The sequence below is a fragment of the Marinobacter sp. OP 3.4 genome (assembly GCF_036224885.1).
GTDB lineage: Bacteria > Pseudomonadota > Gammaproteobacteria > Pseudomonadales > Oleiphilaceae > Marinobacter.
Genome location: NZ_JAVVLT010000107.1, coordinates 15,626 through 34,106 on the forward strand (window position 1 = coordinate 15,626; position 18,481 = coordinate 34,106).

The window sequence follows — 18,481 nt, forward strand, 5'->3', positions numbered from 1 at the left end:
ATGTCCCAGCACCCCCCATCCCCCCCGGCCGGCCCGGCCCCTGACCGCGGTCGCCGCCGATCCACCCACGGCCTGTTGCTGACAGTCGCCGTCTGGCTGCTTGTCTTCCTGCTGCTGATTGTCGCTGCTGCCACCACCGGGGCCCGGTACCTGGCCGAGCACATCGACCACTACCGGCCCGCTATTGAATCCCTGCTGAGTGAACGCCTGGGTCAGGACGTGACCATTGGCAGCCTGTCCGCCGACTGGCAGGGGCCGGATCCGGTCCTGCAGGTGAGTAACCTGGAGATTGGCCATCAATCCGAGCCCGACACCCGGGCGGTTGGCCTCCAGCATCTGTTACTGCGTCTCGATGGCCTGCGGTCCCTGCTTCGCCTGGGGCTGGTTTTCGAGCGGATGGAAGCGGACGGCCTGGATCTGGTCCTGGCCCGGGGGGCCAACCGGGGCTTGGCCGTCGAAGGCCTGAACCTGCCCGACATCGGTCCCGGCCTGGAGGACGGCACCGATCTGACCGGGGAGCAATGGCTACAACCCCAGCGGTGGCTGGATGAGCTGGCGGGCCGGATCTCGGATCCGCAGATCCGCCTGACCCACCTGACACTGGGACTGCGGGCGCCGGATACCGAAACCGTGTTCGTGGATATCCCGCAACTGGACCTGGCCTACAATGACCAGCAGATGTCTGCTTCCGGCCGCGTCATGCGTCAGGGCACCCTTGACCAGCTCGCCACCTTCTCGATCCGCGGGCGTGACCTCTTTGAAGGTCGTTTTACCGGACGGGTGTGGGCGGACGTCGCGCCCGGCGGCGTGCTTGAGGTGATTACCCATGGCCTGGAATGGCGCGACTTCCAGTTGCAGGAACTGGACGCCAGTGCCAGCGCCTGGCTTACCTTCGACAGTGGCCGCCTGGAACGAGCGAACAGCCAGCTCCGCATGCCCCGTCTGGTACTGAGCAGCGATCTGGCCAATCTGCCTCCCCTGGAGGACCTCACCGCCAGCATCGGCTGGCGCCGGAGCGACGATGGCGGCAGCCTCCATGTCCAGGACCTGCAATGGCGCTGGCAGGACGAGATGGTCACCGGCATGGCAGTGAGGCTTGATTATGACCGGCTGTCGTTCCGGATCGGGGCCTCCGGGGTTTCCCTTGCCCCGCTGGTTCATATGGCGGTGACCTCGAACCTGTTGCCCGCCAGGGCGGAACCCGAAATCGCCGGCCTGAAGCCCACGGGCCGGCTGTCGTCCCTGCAGGTGCGGGTGCCGCGGAACCAGCCCGGCGAGTTCGAGCTGTCGGCCAGTCTCGATGGCGTTTCCGTCCAGCCCCACCGGGGGGCGCCCGGGGGGCGTAACGTCCAGGGTGAACTCTGGCTGAGCCGGCACGGCGGCAGGGTACGGGCCCGGGGTGATGACATGGTCCTGGATTTTCCGAAACTGTTTGCCGGGCCCCTGACCTTCAGCCAGGCGGACGCCGATGTGGCCTGGCGGCTCGACGGCGGCATCACCCGGGTGTTTGCCCGGGACATGGAGGTTACCTATGGCGAGGACACCGGGGTGCGGGGTGCCTTCGACCTGAGACTGGACCGTTACGGCGAGGACAACCTGGGGCTGAAGCTCGCCATTGAGAATGCCGACGCCAGCATGCTGCCCTCGGTCCTGCCGGTGGGGGAACTGGATCGTGGCCTCTACGACTGGCTGACCACCGCGATCACCGGGGGCAAGGTGGTCAGTGGCGAGTTCTACGGCCATGGCCAGATCGGGGAGGGACTGCCCCGGCACAGTTTCAGCACCGCCATGGAATACCGGTTCCGGGACGCCAGCATCGTCTACGACCCGCAATGGCCGGAGGTGACCGGTGCCGCCGGCACCGTCACTATCCACAACGGCGATACCCGTGTGGTGCTGGACCAGGCCTTGACCGGTGGGCTGCGACTGAACCGGGGCGAGGTCTCGGTGGTCCCGGGTGAGGGGGCGCCCACGATCACCGTGGACACCAGTGCCCGGGTCAATGGCGAACAGGCGGGTTACTGGCTCAACGACACCCCGCTGGGTGAGATGGCCGGGGAGGCGGGGCAGGGGGTGTCCCTGGGTGGCGACTACGATCTTGACCTGGCCCTGGGCATCCCCCTGGCGGCGGGACAGGCGGTATCGGTCAACGCCAGGCTGCGGACGCAGAACGGCAGCCTCCGCTATCCGCCTGCCGATCTGGAGTGGCAGGATATCCGTGGCGGGCTGCGCTACAGCACCCGGGATGGTTTCAGCGATGAGGCCCTGTCAGCCACCTTCATGGGTCAGCCGGTCAGTGTACGATTCCGGGCGGATCCAGCCCGGGGGGCGTTGACCATCATCCAGACCGGCCAGGCGGACCTGCTCACCCTGGCCCGTGAAATGATGCCCCAGGGGCAGCGGGTACCCGGTGTGTCGGGAACACTGCCCTATACCGCCCGCCTGGATTTCGTGCCCGACGCCGACGCCCGTCTGGCGGTGACCGCGGATGCCTCCACGATCCAGTCGGAGTGGCCGGCGCCCCTGTCCGGGGAGACCGGTTCCGGCGACAACCTGGAGGCGCTGCTGCGTTGGCCGGAGGGCGATCAACTGCTGCTGGAGGCCCAGTGGGGCGAACGTCTGTCGGCGGCGCTGGAGTGGCGGGATTCCCGCTTCCACGGTGGCCAGGTGGTCATCGGTGACGGGTCGGCCCGCTTTCCGGTGGAAGGGGGGCTACTGGTCCGGGCCGCGTTCGACCGGTTCGAGCCTGCCCGATGGCTGCCCTGGCTGGAGCAGTTGGGCGTGACCGGCGACGCCCCGTCGGGGTCGGAAGCCGGGGGCACCGGTCAGCGCTTTGACTGGCTCAACAGTGTTGACCTGAGGATGAACGAACTGATCCTGGGCAATCACGCGGTTCCCGGTCTCCGGTTAACGGCCCGGCCCCAGGAGGATGGCTGGCTGTTGACCACCAATTCCGATCGTGCGGTGGGTCGGGTACGGATTCCAGACGCCGGGGATCGCATCTGGGTTGACCTGGACCGGCTCAGCCTGGCCCGGGACCACGAACAGGATGCCGGAAGTGATGAGGCACCGGCGCTGCTGACGCCCTCGGAACAGCTTGATGCATTCCGCGATATGGCGGCGGGGCAGTGGCCGGAGGTGGAGGTGCGTATCGCCTCGCTGGTGCTGGGGGACGATTCCGCCGGCTCCTGGTCGTTCGTATTGTCACCGTCGCCGGACCAGGTAACGTTGATGGATCTCCAGGGGCGCCTGGAATCGCTGGTATTTGACGGCCAGCTCCGTTGGGGGGTGACCTCCGGCGAGCAGGTCACCCTGGTGCAGGGGGTGCTGGAAGGCGGTGGCCTCCAGGGCCTGGCCAGCCTGGTGGGCAAGGAAATACCGATGACCAACAAAAACTCGGTGATCGACCTCAATATTGCGTGGCCCGGTCGCCCCGATCAGTTCGCGGTCGGTCACCTGAGTGGGGAATTCAGTGTCAGGCTGGACGACGGCGTGATCCTGCAGAACAACGAGACCGCCCAGATCTTCCGGATTTTCAACCTGCTCAATACTGACACCCTGCAGCGCCGTCTGCAGTTCGATTTCTCCGATCTCTATGAGGCGGGGGTGGCCTTTGACGCTATCTACGGCAAGGCCAAACTGGACAATGGCGTGCTGACCTGGGATCCGGACCTGCAACTGGCGGGCCCCTCCGGGGCGCTGAGACTCTCGGGGTTCACCAGCCTGGCTGACGAAACCCTGGACATGCGGCTGGTGGTGATCCTGCCGCTGACCCAGAACCTACCCCTGGCGGCAATCCTGATGGGTGCCTCACCGCCGGTGGGGGGCGCCCTGTTCGTACTGGATAAACTGCTGGGTGAACCGTTGAGCAAACTGACCAGTGCCACTTATAGTGTAGGGGGAACCTGGGATAACCCGAAGGTGGACCTGCGGAACATCTTCGATTCCGGGAACCAGGAATAGTCCGTCCTATCGCCCCGATGGAGAACGCCATGGCGAATGCCCAGACCGTTGCCGCCATTCAGATGGTGAGCACCAGGGATATCGACGACAACCTCAACCAGGCCTCCCGGCTGCTGGCCCGGGCGGCAGAGCAGGGGGCCCGGGTGGCGGTACTGCCGGAGAACTTTGCGGTGCTGGACACCGCCAACATGCCGTTACACGGTGGTCGCGAGGTGGCGTCAGGCGGCCCGATCCGGAGCTTCCTGGCGGAACAGGCCCGCAAGCATGGGCTCTGGATTGTCGGCGGCTCACTGCCCATTGCCGCCCGACCCGATGGCTCCGCCCTTGAGAACCGGGTCAGGGCCAGTTGTGTGGTGGTGGATGACCAGGGCACGGAAGTGGCCCGCTATGACAAGATTCACCTGTTTGATGCCATGGTGGAGGACAGCCAGGGCCAGTACCGGGAATCGGACACCTTCGAGCCCGGCGAGCAACTGGTGACGGTGGACACGCCCGTGGGCCGCCTGGGACTGGCGATCTGCTACGACTTGCGCTTCCCTGAGATGTTCCGGCAGTTGCGCGAACGGGGAGTGGACTGGGTTACCCTGCCCAGCGCCTTCACCTGGCATACCGGTGACGCCCACTGGCACCCCCTGGTCCGGGCCCGGGCCATCGAGAACCAGGTCTGGATGGTTGCACCGGGGCAGGGGGGGCAGAACAGCGAACGCCGCCGCACCTATGGCCACTCCATGATCGTCGACCCCTGGGGCAAGGTGGTCAAGGAACTGGCCGAGGGGGCGGGAGTGATCGTCACCGAGCTGGATCCGGACTACCTGCAGCAGGTCCGCAAACGCATGCCGGTGTGGGAACACCGGCGCCTCTAGAGGCCCGTTTGGTTAACGAATCCGACGGGGTGCCGGAACCGGCGAATCAGCCGGCCTGCTCGGCCTCGTCGATGCATTCCCGCAGGTAGCGGAACAGTTTCCGGCCCTGGCCGGTGTTCTTGCCCGTCTTGACATCCCTCTGGGCGTTCCTCAGCAGGTTGCGGAGGTGCTGCACATCCGCCGTCGGGCAATGCTCGATAAATTCCGCCACGGCGCTGTTGCCCTCGGCAATCAGGCGGTCACGCCAGCGCTCGGCCAGGTGATGTCGGCGGGTATGCTCCTCGCTACCGGCGTCAAAGGCTTCCACGGCGCGGCGCAGGGCCTCGGGGTCGTCCTCGTTGCGGATCACCTTGCCGATGTATTGCAGGTGCCGGCGCCGGGCCTCGTGCTGGCGGATACGGCGGGATTCCTGGATCGCCGCCTTCAGCGTCTCGCTCATGGGCAGGGTGGCGAGCTGCTCATCGCCCAGGTCCAGCATGTGTTTGCCCAGCTCCTGCAGTGCCTGCATTTCACGCTTGACCTGCGACTTGCTCTTGATCAGCTCGTCGTCGCCGGCTGGTTCACTGGATGGATCGTATTTGCTCACGGCTGCTCTCTCATGGGTCACTGGCCCTCACCAAAATAGTCATTGATCAATGCCTCAAGGGCTTCGATGGCCTGCTGCTCATCGGGGCCGTCCGCGATCAGTTCCACTTCCGTTCCCTGGCTGGCGGCCAGCATCATCACCGGCATGATGCTCTTGGCATCCACCTCCCGGTCGCCCTTCGACAGCAGCACACGGCTTTCATAGGCCGATGCCGTCTCGACCAGTTTGGCGGCTGCCCGGGCGTGCAGCCCGAGCTTGTTGATGATGGTAATGGGCTGGCGGATCATGCCGTACCGCTGGTTTTCGGGTTCAGGTGGGGCAGTTCCGTGTGCCGGGTCTGGACCCGGTTGTAATGCCGGCTGAAATAGCGGGACAACTGTTCGCACACGTAGACGGACCGGTGCTGTCCGCCGGTACAGCCGATGGAAATGGTCATGTAGCTGCGGTTGCTCTTGCTGAATTGGGGCAGCCAGCTTTCCAGGAATCGGGTCAGGTCATCGATCATACGGTTGGTCATGTCGTCGGAGCCCAGGAAATCAATCACCTGCTGGTCCATGCCGGTGTACTTGCGCAGTTGCGGGTCCCAGTAGGGGTTGGGCAGGCAGCGAACGTCCAGCACATAGTCCGAATCCACCGGCACACCATGCTTGAACCCGAACGACTGGAACAACAGCGCCAGTTCCTGCTCACGGCGGCCGATAATCCGCTGCTTGACCATATCACGGAGCTCGTACATGGACAGCTCGGTGGTATCCAGGTACAGGTCCGCCAGTTGGGCAATGGGTTCCAGCAATTGCTTCTCGTAGCGGATGGCCTCGGTGAGGGAGGTCTCGTCGTCGCTCAGGGGATGCTTGCGCCGGGTGGCATGGAAGCGCTGCAGCAGGGACTGTTCGGTGGCATCCAGGTAGATGATCTCGGTGGTCATCCCCGAGTCCAGCAGTCGCTGGTGGATGGCCTCGAAATTGGCAATCTCGCTGGACAGGTTGCGGGCATCAATGCTGACCGCAATCTTTTCCAGCCGGCTGCCGGAATTGCGTGAGGTGGCCTCGGTGGTCAGCGGGAACAACAGCCCGATGGGCAGGTTGTCGATGCAGTAGTAACCCAGATCCTCCAGCACATGGAGGGCGGTACTCTTGCCCGAACCGGAACGGCCGCTAACGATGATCAGCTTCATGAAACTTGTCCCCTGGCGACTTGGTCGACATTGAGCGCGAGTATACGCGACATGCCGGGAAAGGATCAGGTATTGCCGGTCATCTTCTGGTGGAGGCCTTCGGCGGTCTCGCAGGCCCGAAGGGCATCGCAGAAGCTGCGGTCATTGAACTGCTCGGCAAGCTGACTGAGCAGCTCCAGGTGCTCTGAGGTGGCCTCGCGGGGCACAATCAGTGTGAACAGGAGATCCACCGGCTGGTTGTCGATGGCGTCGAAGGCCACGCCTTCCTCCATCGTGACCAGGGCTCCGACCACGCGGGTACACCCTTCAAGCCGGCAGTGGGGAATGGCAATACCCTGACCGATACCGGTGCTCCCCAGCCGCTCCCGGGCTATCAGGTTATTGAAGATCTGGGTTTCATCCAGCTCCGGATACTGTCCGGCCACCTTTTCCGCGATAAATTCCAGAATCCGCTTCTTGCTGGTGCCATTGACCCGGCAAAGGGTGAGCTCTGGCGCCAGTATGTTATTGATGGTCAAGGTCGAATCGGTCATGGATACTCGTCGGTCCCGATAAAAAAATGCTGCGGTACGAGTCCGTACCGCAGCGTTGTGATTCAGATTATAGCCGTTCCGCCATGGCAATGGTTAGCGGGCCGTTGCTCCGTGCATCCGGTCAACGTTCTTTTCCTTGTGCTTGAGGATCTGCCGGTCAAGCTTGTCCACCAGGGCATCGATGGCGGCGTACATGTCATCGTTTTCGGCCTTGGCGTGGATTTCGCCACCGACCACGTGCAGGGTGGCCTCCGCGATCTGGCGTACCTTTTCCACCTCCAGGGTTACCTGACAGTTGCTGATGTGATCGAAGTGGCGCTCAAGTTTTTCGAATTTCTCGTTGATGTAATCCTTGAGGGAGGGAGTCAGTTCGACATGATGACCGGAAATGTTCAGTTGCATGGGCTTCTCCTGTTTGTCAGACCCTTTGTGTCAGACCAGTCGCTTCCGCTCGTTGGAGGGCGGAATATGCATGGCTTCACGGTATTTTGCCACCGTTCGCCTAGCCACCTTGATGCCCTGCTCTCCCAGCATGGTGGCAATCTTGCTGTCACTGAGCGGCTTCTTCGGGGTTTCCGCCGCAATCAGTTTCCTGATCATTGCGCGAATGGCCGTGGACGAGCATTCGCCGCCTTCCTCGGTGCTCACGTGGCTCGAGAAGAAGTACTTCAGCTCGAAGATGCCACGGGGCGTGTGCATGAACTTTTGCGTGGTGACCCGGGAAATGGTGGATTCGTGCATTTCCACAGCCTGGGCGATGTCCGACAGGATCAGCGGTTTCATCGCTTCTTCCCCATGGTCCAGAAAACCCTGTTGATGTTCAACTATTCGTGTCGCCACCTTCAACAGGGTCTCGTTCCGACTCTGCAGGCTCTTGATGAACCATTTCGCTTCCTGGAGCTGGTCCCGCAGGTAGGTGTTGTCGGCACTGCTGTCGGCACGCCTTATAAGGGAAGCATAGCTGGCATTGACACGAATGCGCGGGGCAATTTCAGGATTCAGTTCCACCCGCCAGCGGCCCTTGTCCTTGCGTACGATCACGTCCGGAATGACGTAGTCCGGCTCGGATGTGTCCAGGGCGTTGCCCGGGTGCGGATTGAGGGCGGTGATAACCGCCAGCACTTCCCGCAACTGGTCTTCCTTCAGGCGGCTGCGCCGTAACAGCTGGGCGTAGTCGCGGTTACCCAGCAGATTGATGTAGTGGGTGATCACCAGTCGTGCCTTGTCCAGCCACGGGGTGTCCGCCGGCAGCTGGTTGAGCTGGATCAGCAGGCATTCCTGCAGGTCACGGGCAAAGACGCCGGGCGGGTCGAAGTGCTGCAGGCGGCGCAGGACCGCTTCCACCTCGTCCATTTCCACCGGGTCCTCGTCTTCGTCATCCATCAGTCCGGAATGGATTTCCTCCAGGTGGGAGGTCAGGTAGCCGCGCTCATCCACGGCATCCAGCAGGGCATGGGCGATGGCGGCATCCCGCTCGCCCATGGGCGTCAGGTTGAGTTGCCATTCCAGGTGGTCGTGCAGGGTCTCGGTGGTGGGGCTGCGGCTTTCGAAATCGGAGTCATTGTCGTCATCGCCCCGGGAGGCGGGAGCCGGCGCGGACTGATAGATGTCATCCCAGGCGGTGTCCACCGGCAGGTCGTCGGGAATGTTGTCGGAGGGATTGTTATCCGCCGACCAGTCCGATTCCTCCCAGGTATTGTCGGCTGCGGACTCACCTTCCGAGGCGCTGACCGACTCCTCGTTGCTGTCATTGTTGTCCCGCTCGGCGTCGGAAGACTCGTCGGTGTCCTCCTCCTCGGAGGTTTCCAGCATCGGGTTGGAATCCAGGGCCTGCTGGATTTCCTGCTGCAGGTCCAGTGTGGAAAGCTGGAGCAGACGGATCGCCTGTTGCAGTTGTGGGGTCATCGTCAGGCTCTGACCCATCTTTAACTGTAAGGAGGCTTTCATCACCATGGTTTCACATCCATCGCCCTTCTGAGGTAGCCGGTAACAGAATCGTTGCAAAAAGACACTGATTCAGCTCAAAAAATAGCTGAAATCAGGCAAAAAAATCAGCGTTACCGGATACTTGGAAATAACAAGCAAGTTCTTTGCCGAGTGTACCCCCTTGCTGCTGCCAACACAATTGCAGGGCGTGTGGACTGTGTTGCAGTGTGTTATCGGATGGGCCAACCGGATCACAGCCTGAATTCGTTCCCCAGGTACACTTCCTTCACCTGCTGGTTGGCCAGGACGTCATCCGCGGAGCCTGAGGCAATGATGTGGCCGCTGCTGACGATATAGGCTTTTTCGCAGATATCCAGTGTTTCCCGCACGTTATGGTCGGTGATCAGCACGCCGATCTGCTTGTCCCGCAGGTGGCGGATAATCTGCTTGATGTCGCTGACGGAGATGGGGTCCACCCCCGCGAACGGTTCGTCCAGCAGGATAAAGGCCGGTTCCATGGCCAGGGCCCGGGCGATCTCCACCCGCCGGCGCTCACCCCCGGACAGGGCCATTCCCGCGCTGTCACGGATGTGGGTGATGTGGAATTCCTGCAGCAGCTCTTCCATCTTGTCCTGGCGCTGCTTTTTGTTGAGGTCTTTCCGGGTTTCCAGGATCGCCATGATGTTGTCGCTGACCGACAGTTTCCGGAACACCGACGCTTCCTGGGGCAGGTAGCCGATGCCCTGCCGGGCCCTCCCATGCATGGGCAGGGGGGTGATGTCCTTGCCGTCGATGCTGATGTGGCCGTGATCGGCCGGCACCAGGCCGACGATCATGTAGAAGCAGGTGGTCTTGCCGGCGCCGTTGGGGCCCAGCAGTCCCACGATCTGGCCGCTCTCGATGCTCAGGGAGACATCGATAACCACCTGTTTCTGCTTGTAGCTCTTGGCGAGATGATTTGCCTGCAATAGTGCCATGGAAACAGCCGTCAGTTGTTATTGCCGGAGTTGCCGCCGGTGTTGTTGCCCCGGGGCTGGATCACCATTTCAACCCGTCCGGACCCTTCGCCCTCCGCGGTCAGGCCCTCACCGGTCACCACGCGGTTGACGGTGTTGTAGTTGATCACGGCGCCACGGAATTCGTCACCGCCTTGCTTCACCACGGCCTCCCGCTCGAAACGCAGCAGGTTGTCGGGGGCTGAATAATGGATAAGCAGGGCTTCGGCGTCCACCGGGCCTTCGGTTTCGGTGGCGGGCCGGGAATAGGTGGCGGGTTGTCCGCGGGCGTCAATACGGTCAAGGCCCTGGGCGTTTCGGTGAACATCGACCCGGTCGGCGGTGAGCAGGATGCCGCCTTGACGGACCTCGACGTTGCCCCGGTAGATAGCGATGCCCTGGTTATCGTCCAGGCGGGCCGAATCCGCGGTCACCCGGATCGGTTCGTTGGACTCCAGGTTGAAGGCCAGGGCGGGCAGGGCCGGGCCCAGCACCAGCGTTGACAGCAGTAGCAGGCGGCCTGCCAGGTTACTGACGGGTTTCATAGATCCCCTCGACTGAGTTTTCCAATTCCAGCACCCGTTCATCGAACCAGCCGGTCATGCCACGGGCATGGGTGATGCTGCCCGGTGACTTCAGGGTGACAGGGCGGTCGGTTGTGGCCCTGCCGGCGGGATTATCGATGCGAAGGTACTCGGTGAGCAACACGGCGTTGCCGCCTTCCACGCTTCGGGTGACTACCACGTTGCCTTCCAGTTCCATCACCTCGGTGTCCATGTGGTACAGGCCATGGTCTGCGTCAAGCAGCCAGCGCAGGTTGGCTTCATGATCATACAGGGTGGCGTCCGGCGCTTCCAAAACCGCCTGCCGGCGATCATCGAACTGTTCCGTGCGAGGGCTGGAGGCTACCAGCTTGGGGCGGCCCTGGGTATCGAATGAGCGGAATTCTCCGTCATTGATGAAGGTGTCTGGCTCACTGGCGCCCCGCAGCTCCATGGCGTCGGTGTCGACAGTGGTTGGCTCATCGCTGTGCCACAGCAGAAAGCCCAGGGCCACGACGGCGATCAGCAGGGCGGGGTTGCGGATGGCCGGGCGGGCCAGGAAATCCAGCACCCTCAGCAGCAGGTTGCGGGGATTCTCCGGCGCCATCAGGTGTCCCCCAGCCAGCTGAGCAGCTCGCCGTCCAGGTGCCCCCGGGCCGACAGCAGCAGGTCGGTGAGCTCACGCACGGCCCCCGAGCCGCCGGCGGCTCGGGTGCAGAAATCCGCGTGCTGGCGCACGAACCAGTGGCCGTTGGGCACGGTTACGCCAAAGCCGGCATAGCGTATGGCGGCCAGGTCCTGCAGGTCATCGCCGATGTAGGCTACCTGGGCGGGCTGAAGCTGTCGCCCGGCCATGATTTCCCGCAGGGCGGCAATCTTGTCCTCCCGGCCCTGGAGCAGGGTGGTGATGCCCAGGCTGGTCATGCGCCGCTCGGTGAGGGGGGACTGGCGACCGGTGATCACCGCCACCTCGATGCCGGCGGCCATGGCCTGCTTGAGACCAAGCCCGTCAAGAATATTGAACGCCTTGAGCTCATCGCCGCTGGCGGAAAACAGCAGGGAGCCGTCGGTCATCACGCCGTCCACATCCAGGGCCAGCAGGGCGATCTCCCGGGCCCTGGCGAGCGCGTCGTCCGGCCACTCCGGCCGGCTGTTGGGGGCCGTCTCCATGGTCATTACCACTCCTTCAGATCACGCCGGCGCGCAGCAGGTCGTGCATGTTGAGGGCGCCCACCAGTTCTTCGTTGCGGTCCAGCACGGGCAGGGCGTTGATCTTCAGCTCCTCCATGATGTGCAGGGCCTCCGCGGCGAGCTGGTCCTCGTGGATGGTACGTCCGTTGCGGGTCATGACATCGCGGATCAGGGTCTTGTGGATGTCGATGGACCGGTCCAGGGTCCGGCGCAGGTCGCCGTCGGTGAAGATGCCCACCAGCCTGCCGTCGTCGTTGATCACCGTGGTCATGCCGAGGCCCTTGAGGGAGATTTCCAGCAGGGCGCCGGACAGGGGGGTGTTCTCCTGTACCTTCGGTACCCGGTCATCGGTGTGCATGATGTCGGCCACCCGCAGCAGCAGTCGCCGCCCCAGGGTGCCGCCGGGGTGGGAGAAGGCGAAGTCCTCGGCGCTGAAACCACGGGCCTCCAGCATGGCCACGGCCAGGGCGTCGCCCATGACCAGGGTGGCGGTGGTGCTGGAGGTGGGGGCCAGCCCCAGGGGGCAGGCTTCCTTGGCCACGCTGATGTCCAGGTTGGCCACGGCCTCCCGGGCCAGGGTGGAGTCCGGGTTGCCGGTCATGCTGATCAGGGGCGCGCCCATGCGCTTGATCAGGGGCAGGATGGTGAGGACTTCGCCGGTGTTGCCGGAATTGGAAATGGCGAGCACCACATCCTGGGGCGTGATCATGCCCAGATCGCCATGGCTGGCCTCACCGGGGTGGACAAAGAACGACGGCGTGCCGGTACTGGCCAGGGTGGCGGCAATCTTGTTGCCGATATGACCGGACTTGCCCATGCCGGTCACCACCACGCGGCCCCGGCATGCCATCATCACCTCGCAGGCATGGACGAAGTCGTCGCCGATGCGTTCGGACAGGGCTTCCACGGCCTGGCGTTCCACTTCGATGGCCTGCAATGCGGCAGAGACATAAGGCTTGTTCATGGGGCTCCTGGATTGCTCCGATCCGGGGTTGGTACCGCCGGGATGTAACAGGGGCGACAGTATATCATCAACCCGGCCTCCGGGCCTGCCCGCAGGGGGTGTTTGACGGCTGCCGGGGCTTCTCCGTCCAAACTTTAACACCCCCGACCATTGAGCGGCAGCGCAAGTTGGCATACTGTACGCCAAATTTTCCGGCAGTTTCCGACATGTCTGACCCATCCTGCATCACTCTGGACGATGTTGTCTTTACCCGGGGGAACCGGCGCATCTTCGATGGCGTGACCCTGAGTATCCCCCGTGGTCGGATCACCGCCATCATGGGGCCCAGTGGTACCGGCAAGACCACGCTGCTGCGGCTGATCGGTGGCCAGCTAAAGCCGGACAGTGGTCGGGTCACGGTGGAGGGCGAGGACGTGCCCCGGCTGGGCCGCAAGGCACTCTACCGGCTGCGTGAACGCATGGGCATGCTGTTCCAGAGTGGCGCGCTGTTCACTGACCTGAGCGTGTTCGAGAATGTCGCCTTCCCGCTGCGGGTGCACACCGCCCTGCCGGAGGACATGATCCGGGATATCGTGCTGATGAAGCTGGAGGCCGTGGGCCTGCGGGGGGCCCGGGACATGATGCCCGCCGAACTCTCCGGGGGCATGACCCGCCGGGTGGCCCTGGCCCGGAGCATCGCCCTGGACCCCGAACTGATCATGTATGACGAACCCTTCGCCGGCCAGGATCCCATCGCCATGGGCGTGCTGGTGAAACTGATCCGTGACCTCAATACCACCATGGGCCTGACCAGCGTGCTGGTCTCCCATGATGTGCCGGAATCCCTCAGTATCGCCCATTACGCCTGCATCATTGCCGATGGTCGGGTGATCGGCGAAGGCTCACCGGACGAACTCAGGAATCACTCGTCGCCCCAGGTGCAGCAGTTCCTCCATGGCCAGCCGGACGGGCCGGTGCCGTTCCACTACCCGGCACCGGATGCCGCATCGGACTGGGGTAGCGTCGATCGCATGGGGGAGGGGCACCATGATTGACGGGGTGGTGGATCGTATCGCGGGGCTGGGTCGTGGCGCACTGGCCGTGGTGGCGTCCCTGGGGCGGGCATCCATGTTCCTGTGGGGCGCCCTGGCGGGAGTACCCCGGCCGTCCGTCGGGTTGCCGCTGCTGGTGCGCCAGCTCTATACGGTGGGGGTGCTGTCCCTGGCCATCGTGGTGGTGTCGGGGCTGTTCATCGGCATGGTGCTGGCACTCCAGGGTTATTCCATCCTCAGTGACTTCGGGTCGGAAAGCGCCATTGGCCAGATGATTGCGCTGACCCTGCTGCGGGAACTGGGGCCGGTGGTGACGGCGCTGCTGTTTGCCGGTCGGGCCGGCTCCGCCCTGACAGCGGAAATCGGCCTGATGAAGGCCACGGAACAGCTCTCCAGTATGGAGATGATGGGCGTGGATCCCCTGCGCCGGGTGATTGCGCCGCGCCTGTGGGCCGGTTTCATTTCCATGCCGGTACTGGCATTGATCTTTTCGGTGGTGGGCATCTGGGGCGGTATGCTGGTGGGTGTCCAGTGGCTGGGTGTGTTCGAAGGCTCCTACTGGGGCAACATGCAGGCGTCCGTGGCGTTCCTGGACGATGTGGTCAACGGCCTGGTCAAAAGCCTGGTGTTCGGGTTTGTGTGCACCTGGATCGCGGTATATCAGGGGTACGACTGCGTGCCGACCTCGGCGGGTATCAGTTCGGCCACCACCAGGACGGTTGTGTATTCATCATTGGCGGTCCTGGGGCTGGATTTTGTCCTCACCGCTGTCATGTTCGGGAGTTTCTGATGGCCCAGAGAACAACGGAAATCATGGTCGGCCTGTTCATCCTGGCGGGTGGCGCGGCGCTGCTGGTGCTGGCATTGCAGGTGAGCGGGTTGACCTTCAAACCGGGTGGCGAGACCTACGCGGTGTCTGCGTATTTCAACGATGCCGGTGGTCTGGCGCCGCGCTCCCGGGTATCCATGGCGGGCGTGACCGTGGGGCGGATCCGCGAGGTGACCCTGGACCAGGAGACCTTCCAGGCGCGGGTGGTGATCGATATCGAGGCCGGGTATGACAGTATTCCCGCCGACAGCTCAGCAATCATACGTACATCCGGTCTGCTGGGTGAGCAGTATATTGATATTTCACCGGGTGCGGACCTGGAGTCCCTGGCGGACGGAGATACTTTCTACGAAACCCAGTCGGCGCTTAACATTGAGCGTGTGATCAGCAACTTCGCCTCCGGTCAGGGTGGCGAGTAGTCAGGCAAGGACAGAGAACAGGAGAAACCCATGACCGCGGTTCGATCGATCAATCAATATGCCATCATGCCCTGGGCGCTGGCCGTTTTCGCGCTGGTAGCGGCCTTACTGGTGCGGCCCGCCGCTGCCAATAGCGAGCAGTTGGCGAGCTACGTGGATGAGAACACCCAGAAGCTGGTACAGAGGCTCAATGAGGAAAAGGGGCTGTACAGCGAAGACCCGGATGCCTTCTACCGGGAAATGGAAGCGGCCCTTGAGGGGTTTGTTGATTTCCGCCGTATCGCGGCCCGGGTCATGGGCCGTTACGCCAGGCAGACCACGCCGGAGCAGCGTGATGAATTCGTGGTCCGTTTCAAGCGCAGCCTGTTCGAGAGCTATGCCCAGGCCCTGGTGAACAACTCCGATGGCTTCGAGATCGTGGTCCAGGATGCCCGGATCAACCCCAGGGACGAGGACCGGGCTTCTGTGGATATGCTGGTCACCACCGAGTCCGGTGACCGTTACCAGGTGACCTATTCCATGTACCGCAACACAGACAGTGGCGACTGGATGATGGAAAACGTCATTGTGGAAGGCGTCAATATCGGCCTGGCCTTCCGTGACCGGTTTGCCCAGGAAATGGAGTCCCGTCGCGGTGACGTGGACGCGGTGATCAAGAACTGGGGCGATGCCGTGGCCTCCCTCAACCTGGACGAGGAAATGGATAAGGGCGCGAAAAGCGAATGAGTGCCAGCGTCGAGCCCGCTGGCGACTGCCTGACGCTGGCCGGGCGTATCCATGCCGGTAATGTGCTCGAAATCAGGCGGCGTGGTGAAAGCTGGCTGGCGTCCCTGTCATCGGGCACCAACGCCCGCGTGGACCTGGCTGCCACCGCCACCGCCAGCAGCGTATTGCTGTCGCTGCTCCTGTGCCTGCATCGCCAGGCCGACCGACGGCAGGTCCCGCTGACCTTCACCGGGGTGCCGGACGACCTGCTCGGGCTCTCCCGTCTCAACGGTGTTTCCCGCTGGCTGACCGCCTCCTGATAATCCGGTACAATTCCGCTTTCGTTTCGTACAAATTGAGGTTATACGCGTATGCAACCCCAGGACGTTGCCGAACTGGTTCGCAAAGAGCTGCCCGACTGTGACATCGAGGTGCAGAGCGAAGGGAACCACTACCTGGTCGTGGCCGTTGGCGACCGCTTTGAAGGCATGTCTCCGGTGAAGAAGCAGCAGCTTGTCTATGGCGCGCTGCGGGAGCAGCTGGATGACGGCACCATCCATGCCCTGACCATTCGCGCATTCACCCCGGCCCAGTGGGCGGCCCGGCAACAGTAAGCCGACGCACGGCTTCCGGTTCATCAATACCGGTTCATAACCGTCGGTTCACAACTACAGGAATTCATCGTGGACAAACTACTTATCCGGGGTCGGCAGCCGCTTGACGGCGAGATTCGCATCTCCGGAGCCAAGAACTCAGCCCTGCCGATCCTGGCGTCAACGCTGCTGGCGGACGAGCCGGTCACGGTGGGTAACCTGCCGCACCTGAATGACATCACCACCATGATCGAGCTGCTGGGCCGCATGGGCATTGAGGTGATGATTGACGAGAAGATGAGTGTGCAGGTGAATGCCAGTACCATCAAGGAAACCGTCGCACCCTACGAGCTGGTGAAAACCATGCGGGCGTCCATCCTGGTGCTGGGGCCTCTGGTGGCCCATTTCGGCGAGGCCGAGGTGTCCCTGCCCGGTGGCTGTGCCATCGGCAGCCGGCCGGTGAACCTGCACATCCAGGGCCTGGAGCAGATGGGCGCCGAGGTGCGGGTGGAGAATGGTTATATCCATGCCAAGTCCAATGGCCGCCTGAAGGGCGCTCATATCTTCCTGGACACGGTGACCGTGACCGGTACCGAGAACCTGATGATGGCGGCGGCCCTGGCCGACGGTGTCACCATCCTGGAAAACGCCGCCCGGGAGCCGGAAGTGGTGGATCTGGCGGAATGCCTGATCGCCATGGGCGCGGATGTTCGGGGCCATGGTACCGCCACCATCGAGATCCACGGCGTGGAGCGGCTGCACGGCTGCCATTACGACGTGCTGCCGGACCGGGTGGAAACCGGTACCTACCTGGTGGCCGCTGCCGCCACCGGTGGCCGGGTACGCTTGAAGGACACCCGGGAAGACCTGCTGGAAGCGGTGCTGCTCAAGCTGGAGGAGGCCGGGGCCCATATCAGCACCGGCAAGGACTGGATCGAGCTGGACATGAAGGGCAATCGGCCTAAGGCGGTTTCCCTGCGCACGGCTCCCTATCCGGCATTCCCGACGGACATGCAGGCCCAGTTCGCGGCCATGAATACCGTGGCCGAGGGTACCGGCACCATCGTGGAGACGGTGTTCGAGAATCGCTTCATGCACATCCAGGAGCTTGGCCGCATGGGCGCTGATATCACCCTGGAAGGCAACGCCGCGATCATCAAGGGGGTACCGCATCTGACCGGCGCACCGGTGATGGCCACGGATCTGCGGGCGTCCGCGAGTCTGGTGATTGCCGGGCTGGTGGCAGACGGTGACACCATTGTGGACCGTATCTACCACATTGACCGTGGCTACGAGTGCATTGAGGAAAAACTCCAGCTGCTGGGCGCGAGCATTCGCCGGCTGCCGGCCTGAGGCCGGGCCGGACAAGACATTCAGACCGGACGGATCACCGATGACCGAGACATCGATTACCATTGCGCTGTCGAAGGGGCGCATCCTTGACGAGACGATTCCGCTGTTGAAGGAAGCCGGCATTGAGTTTGTGGATGACATCAAAAAGTCCCGCAAGCTGGTGTTCCCGACCACGGATCCGAATGTGCGCCTGCTCATTATCCGGGCCACGGATGTGCCCACCTATGTGCAGTATGGTGGGGCGGATCTTGGGGTGACCGGCAAGGATGTGTTGATGGAGCACGGCGGCGAGGGGCTGTATGAGCCCCTGGACCTGAATATTTCCCGCTGCCGGCTGATGACCGCCGGGGTGAAGGGGCAGCCGGCGCCCCAGGGGCGTCTGCGGGTGGCCACCAAGTTTGTGAATCTGGCCCGGCGCTATTACTCGGCTCAGGGACGGCAGGCGGATATCATCAAGCTCTACGGGGCGATGGAGCTGGCGCCGTTGCTGGGTCTGGCGGATGAGATCGTGGATATCGTGGATACCGGTAATACGCTGAAGGCCAATGGGCTGGAGCCGCGGGAGCTGATTGAGAACATCAGTACGCGGCTGGTGGCGAATCGGGCTTCCATGAAGATGAAGCATGACATGTTGCAGCCCATTATTGAGAAGATGGGGCAGGCGGTTGAGGCTCGGCGCGTTGTTGAAGCCTGATTTTTTTGATTGCGGATTTAGGAGTTCGGCCTTACGCCCGGCTAAGCGGTGACGCTTTCCGGGATACGCCGTGAATACGTCCCTGTAGGCTCTTCAAAAACGTCCCTGTTTTTGAAGGTC

21 protein-coding genes are annotated in these 18,481 nt (G+C 63.1%); 10 read left to right on the forward strand and 11 right to left on the reverse strand.

Annotated elements, in window-relative coordinates:
* The gene (locus RO069_RS18105) at positions 1-3,963 is read left to right on the forward strand and encodes a YhdP family protein (RefSeq protein WP_328189479.1); all 3,963 of its coding nucleotides are present in this window, start codon (positions 1-3) and stop codon (positions 3,961-3,963) included.
* A 29-nt stretch (positions 3,964-3,992) separates the two neighbouring features.
* The gene (locus tag RO069_RS18110; protein ID WP_328189480.1) at positions 3,993-4,826 is read left to right on the forward strand and encodes a carbon-nitrogen hydrolase family protein; all 834 of its coding nucleotides are present in this window, start codon (positions 3,993-3,995) and stop codon (positions 4,824-4,826) included.
* A 46-nt stretch (positions 4,827-4,872) separates the two neighbouring features.
* Here RO069_RS18110 and yjgA read toward each other — a convergent pair whose 3' ends face one another.
* The 11 genes from yjgA to RO069_RS18165 form a co-directional block, all read right to left on the reverse strand.
* Complete coding sequence (gene yjgA, locus RO069_RS18115; RefSeq protein WP_328189481.1) at positions 4,873-5,412, reverse strand: ribosome biogenesis factor YjgA; 540 nt, start codon at positions 5,410-5,412, stop codon at positions 4,873-4,875.
* A gap of 17 nt (positions 5,413-5,429) precedes the next feature.
* On the reverse strand, positions 5,430-5,699 hold the full coding sequence (locus RO069_RS18120; protein ID WP_328189482.1) for an HPr family phosphocarrier protein: 270 nt from the start codon (positions 5,697-5,699) through the stop codon (positions 5,430-5,432).
* Complete coding sequence (rapZ, locus tag RO069_RS18125) at positions 5,696-6,586, reverse strand: RNase adapter RapZ (RefSeq protein ID WP_328189483.1); 891 nt, start codon at positions 6,584-6,586, stop codon at positions 5,696-5,698. The genes RO069_RS18120 and rapZ overlap by 4 nt, the downstream gene beginning before the upstream one ends.
* Positions 6,587-6,651: 65 nt before the next feature.
* Positions 6,652-7,119: a PTS IIA-like nitrogen regulatory protein PtsN gene (gene ptsN / locus RO069_RS18130; RefSeq protein ID WP_328189484.1), complete on the reverse strand. Its 468-nt coding sequence runs from the start codon at positions 7,117-7,119 to the stop codon at positions 6,652-6,654.
* 93 nt (positions 7,120-7,212) lie between these two features.
* The gene (hpf, locus tag RO069_RS18135; protein WP_328189485.1) at positions 7,213-7,521 is read right to left on the reverse strand and encodes a ribosome hibernation promoting factor; all 309 of its coding nucleotides are present in this window, start codon (positions 7,519-7,521) and stop codon (positions 7,213-7,215) included.
* 30 nt (positions 7,522-7,551) lie between these two features.
* Positions 7,552-9,066, reverse strand: a complete 1,515-nt coding sequence (locus RO069_RS18140; protein WP_328189499.1) for an RNA polymerase factor sigma-54 — start codon at positions 9,064-9,066, stop codon at positions 7,552-7,554.
* Positions 9,067-9,296: 230 nt separating this feature from the next.
* Positions 9,297-10,022 carry an LPS export ABC transporter ATP-binding protein gene (lptB, locus tag RO069_RS18145; protein ID WP_328189486.1) on the reverse strand — a complete coding sequence of 242 codons (726 nt, stop codon included), beginning with the start codon at positions 10,020-10,022 and terminating at the stop codon, positions 9,297-9,299.
* 11 nt (positions 10,023-10,033) lie between these two features.
* Positions 10,034-10,585 (reverse strand): lipopolysaccharide transport periplasmic protein LptA, encoded by a 552-nt coding sequence (lptA, locus tag RO069_RS18150; RefSeq protein ID WP_328189487.1) that lies wholly within the window; start codon positions 10,583-10,585, stop codon positions 10,034-10,036.
* Entirely contained in the window at positions 10,569-11,189 is a 621-nt protein-coding gene (gene lptC / locus RO069_RS18155; RefSeq protein ID WP_328189488.1) for an LPS export ABC transporter periplasmic protein LptC, read from the reverse strand. Before lptC ends, lptA begins: the two co-directional genes overlap by 17 nt.
* Positions 11,189-11,758 (reverse strand): KdsC family phosphatase, encoded by a 570-nt coding sequence (locus tag RO069_RS18160; protein WP_442915392.1) that lies wholly within the window; start codon positions 11,756-11,758, stop codon positions 11,189-11,191. Before RO069_RS18160 ends, lptC begins: the two co-directional genes overlap by 1 nt.
* 10 nt (positions 11,759-11,768) lie before the next feature.
* Entirely contained in the window at positions 11,769-12,737 is a 969-nt protein-coding gene (locus RO069_RS18165; RefSeq protein WP_328189489.1) for a KpsF/GutQ family sugar-phosphate isomerase, read from the reverse strand.
* Positions 12,738-12,943: 206 nt separating this feature from the next.
* Here RO069_RS18165 and RO069_RS18170 point away from each other — a divergent pair, with 206 nt between their 5' ends.
* From RO069_RS18170 to hisG, 8 genes are all read left to right on the forward strand, one after another.
* Positions 12,944-13,771, forward strand: coding sequence for an ABC transporter ATP-binding protein (locus RO069_RS18170; RefSeq protein WP_328189490.1), 828 nt, complete (start codon positions 12,944-12,946; stop codon positions 13,769-13,771).
* Positions 13,764-14,558 carry a lipid asymmetry maintenance ABC transporter permease subunit MlaE gene (mlaE, locus tag RO069_RS18175; protein WP_328189491.1) on the forward strand — a complete coding sequence of 265 codons (795 nt, stop codon included), beginning with the start codon at positions 13,764-13,766 and terminating at the stop codon, positions 14,556-14,558. Before RO069_RS18170 ends, mlaE begins: the two co-directional genes overlap by 8 nt.
* Entirely contained in the window at positions 14,558-15,016 is a 459-nt protein-coding gene (gene mlaD, locus RO069_RS18180; RefSeq protein ID WP_328189492.1) for an outer membrane lipid asymmetry maintenance protein MlaD, read from the forward strand. The genes mlaE and mlaD overlap by 1 nt, the downstream gene beginning before the upstream one ends.
* A gap of 30 nt (positions 15,017-15,046) precedes the next feature.
* On the forward strand, positions 15,047-15,742 hold the full coding sequence (locus RO069_RS18185; protein WP_328189493.1) for an MlaC/ttg2D family ABC transporter substrate-binding protein: 696 nt from the start codon (positions 15,047-15,049) through the stop codon (positions 15,740-15,742).
* Entirely contained in the window at positions 15,739-16,041 is a 303-nt protein-coding gene (locus RO069_RS18190) for an STAS domain-containing protein (RefSeq protein ID WP_328189494.1), read from the forward strand. Before RO069_RS18185 ends, RO069_RS18190 begins: the two co-directional genes overlap by 4 nt.
* Before the next feature lie 51 nt (positions 16,042-16,092).
* Positions 16,093-16,335, forward strand: a complete 243-nt coding sequence (locus RO069_RS18195) for a BolA family protein (protein WP_328189495.1) — start codon at positions 16,093-16,095, stop codon at positions 16,333-16,335.
* A 69-nt stretch (positions 16,336-16,404) separates the two neighbouring features.
* Positions 16,405-17,667, forward strand: coding sequence for a UDP-N-acetylglucosamine 1-carboxyvinyltransferase (gene murA, locus RO069_RS18200; protein WP_328189496.1), 1,263 nt, complete (start codon positions 16,405-16,407; stop codon positions 17,665-17,667).
* Positions 17,668-17,707: 40 nt separating this feature from the next.
* Entirely contained in the window at positions 17,708-18,361 is a 654-nt protein-coding gene (gene hisG / locus RO069_RS18205) for an ATP phosphoribosyltransferase (RefSeq protein WP_328189497.1), read from the forward strand.
* The last annotated feature ends 120 nt before the right edge of the window (positions 18,362-18,481 follow it).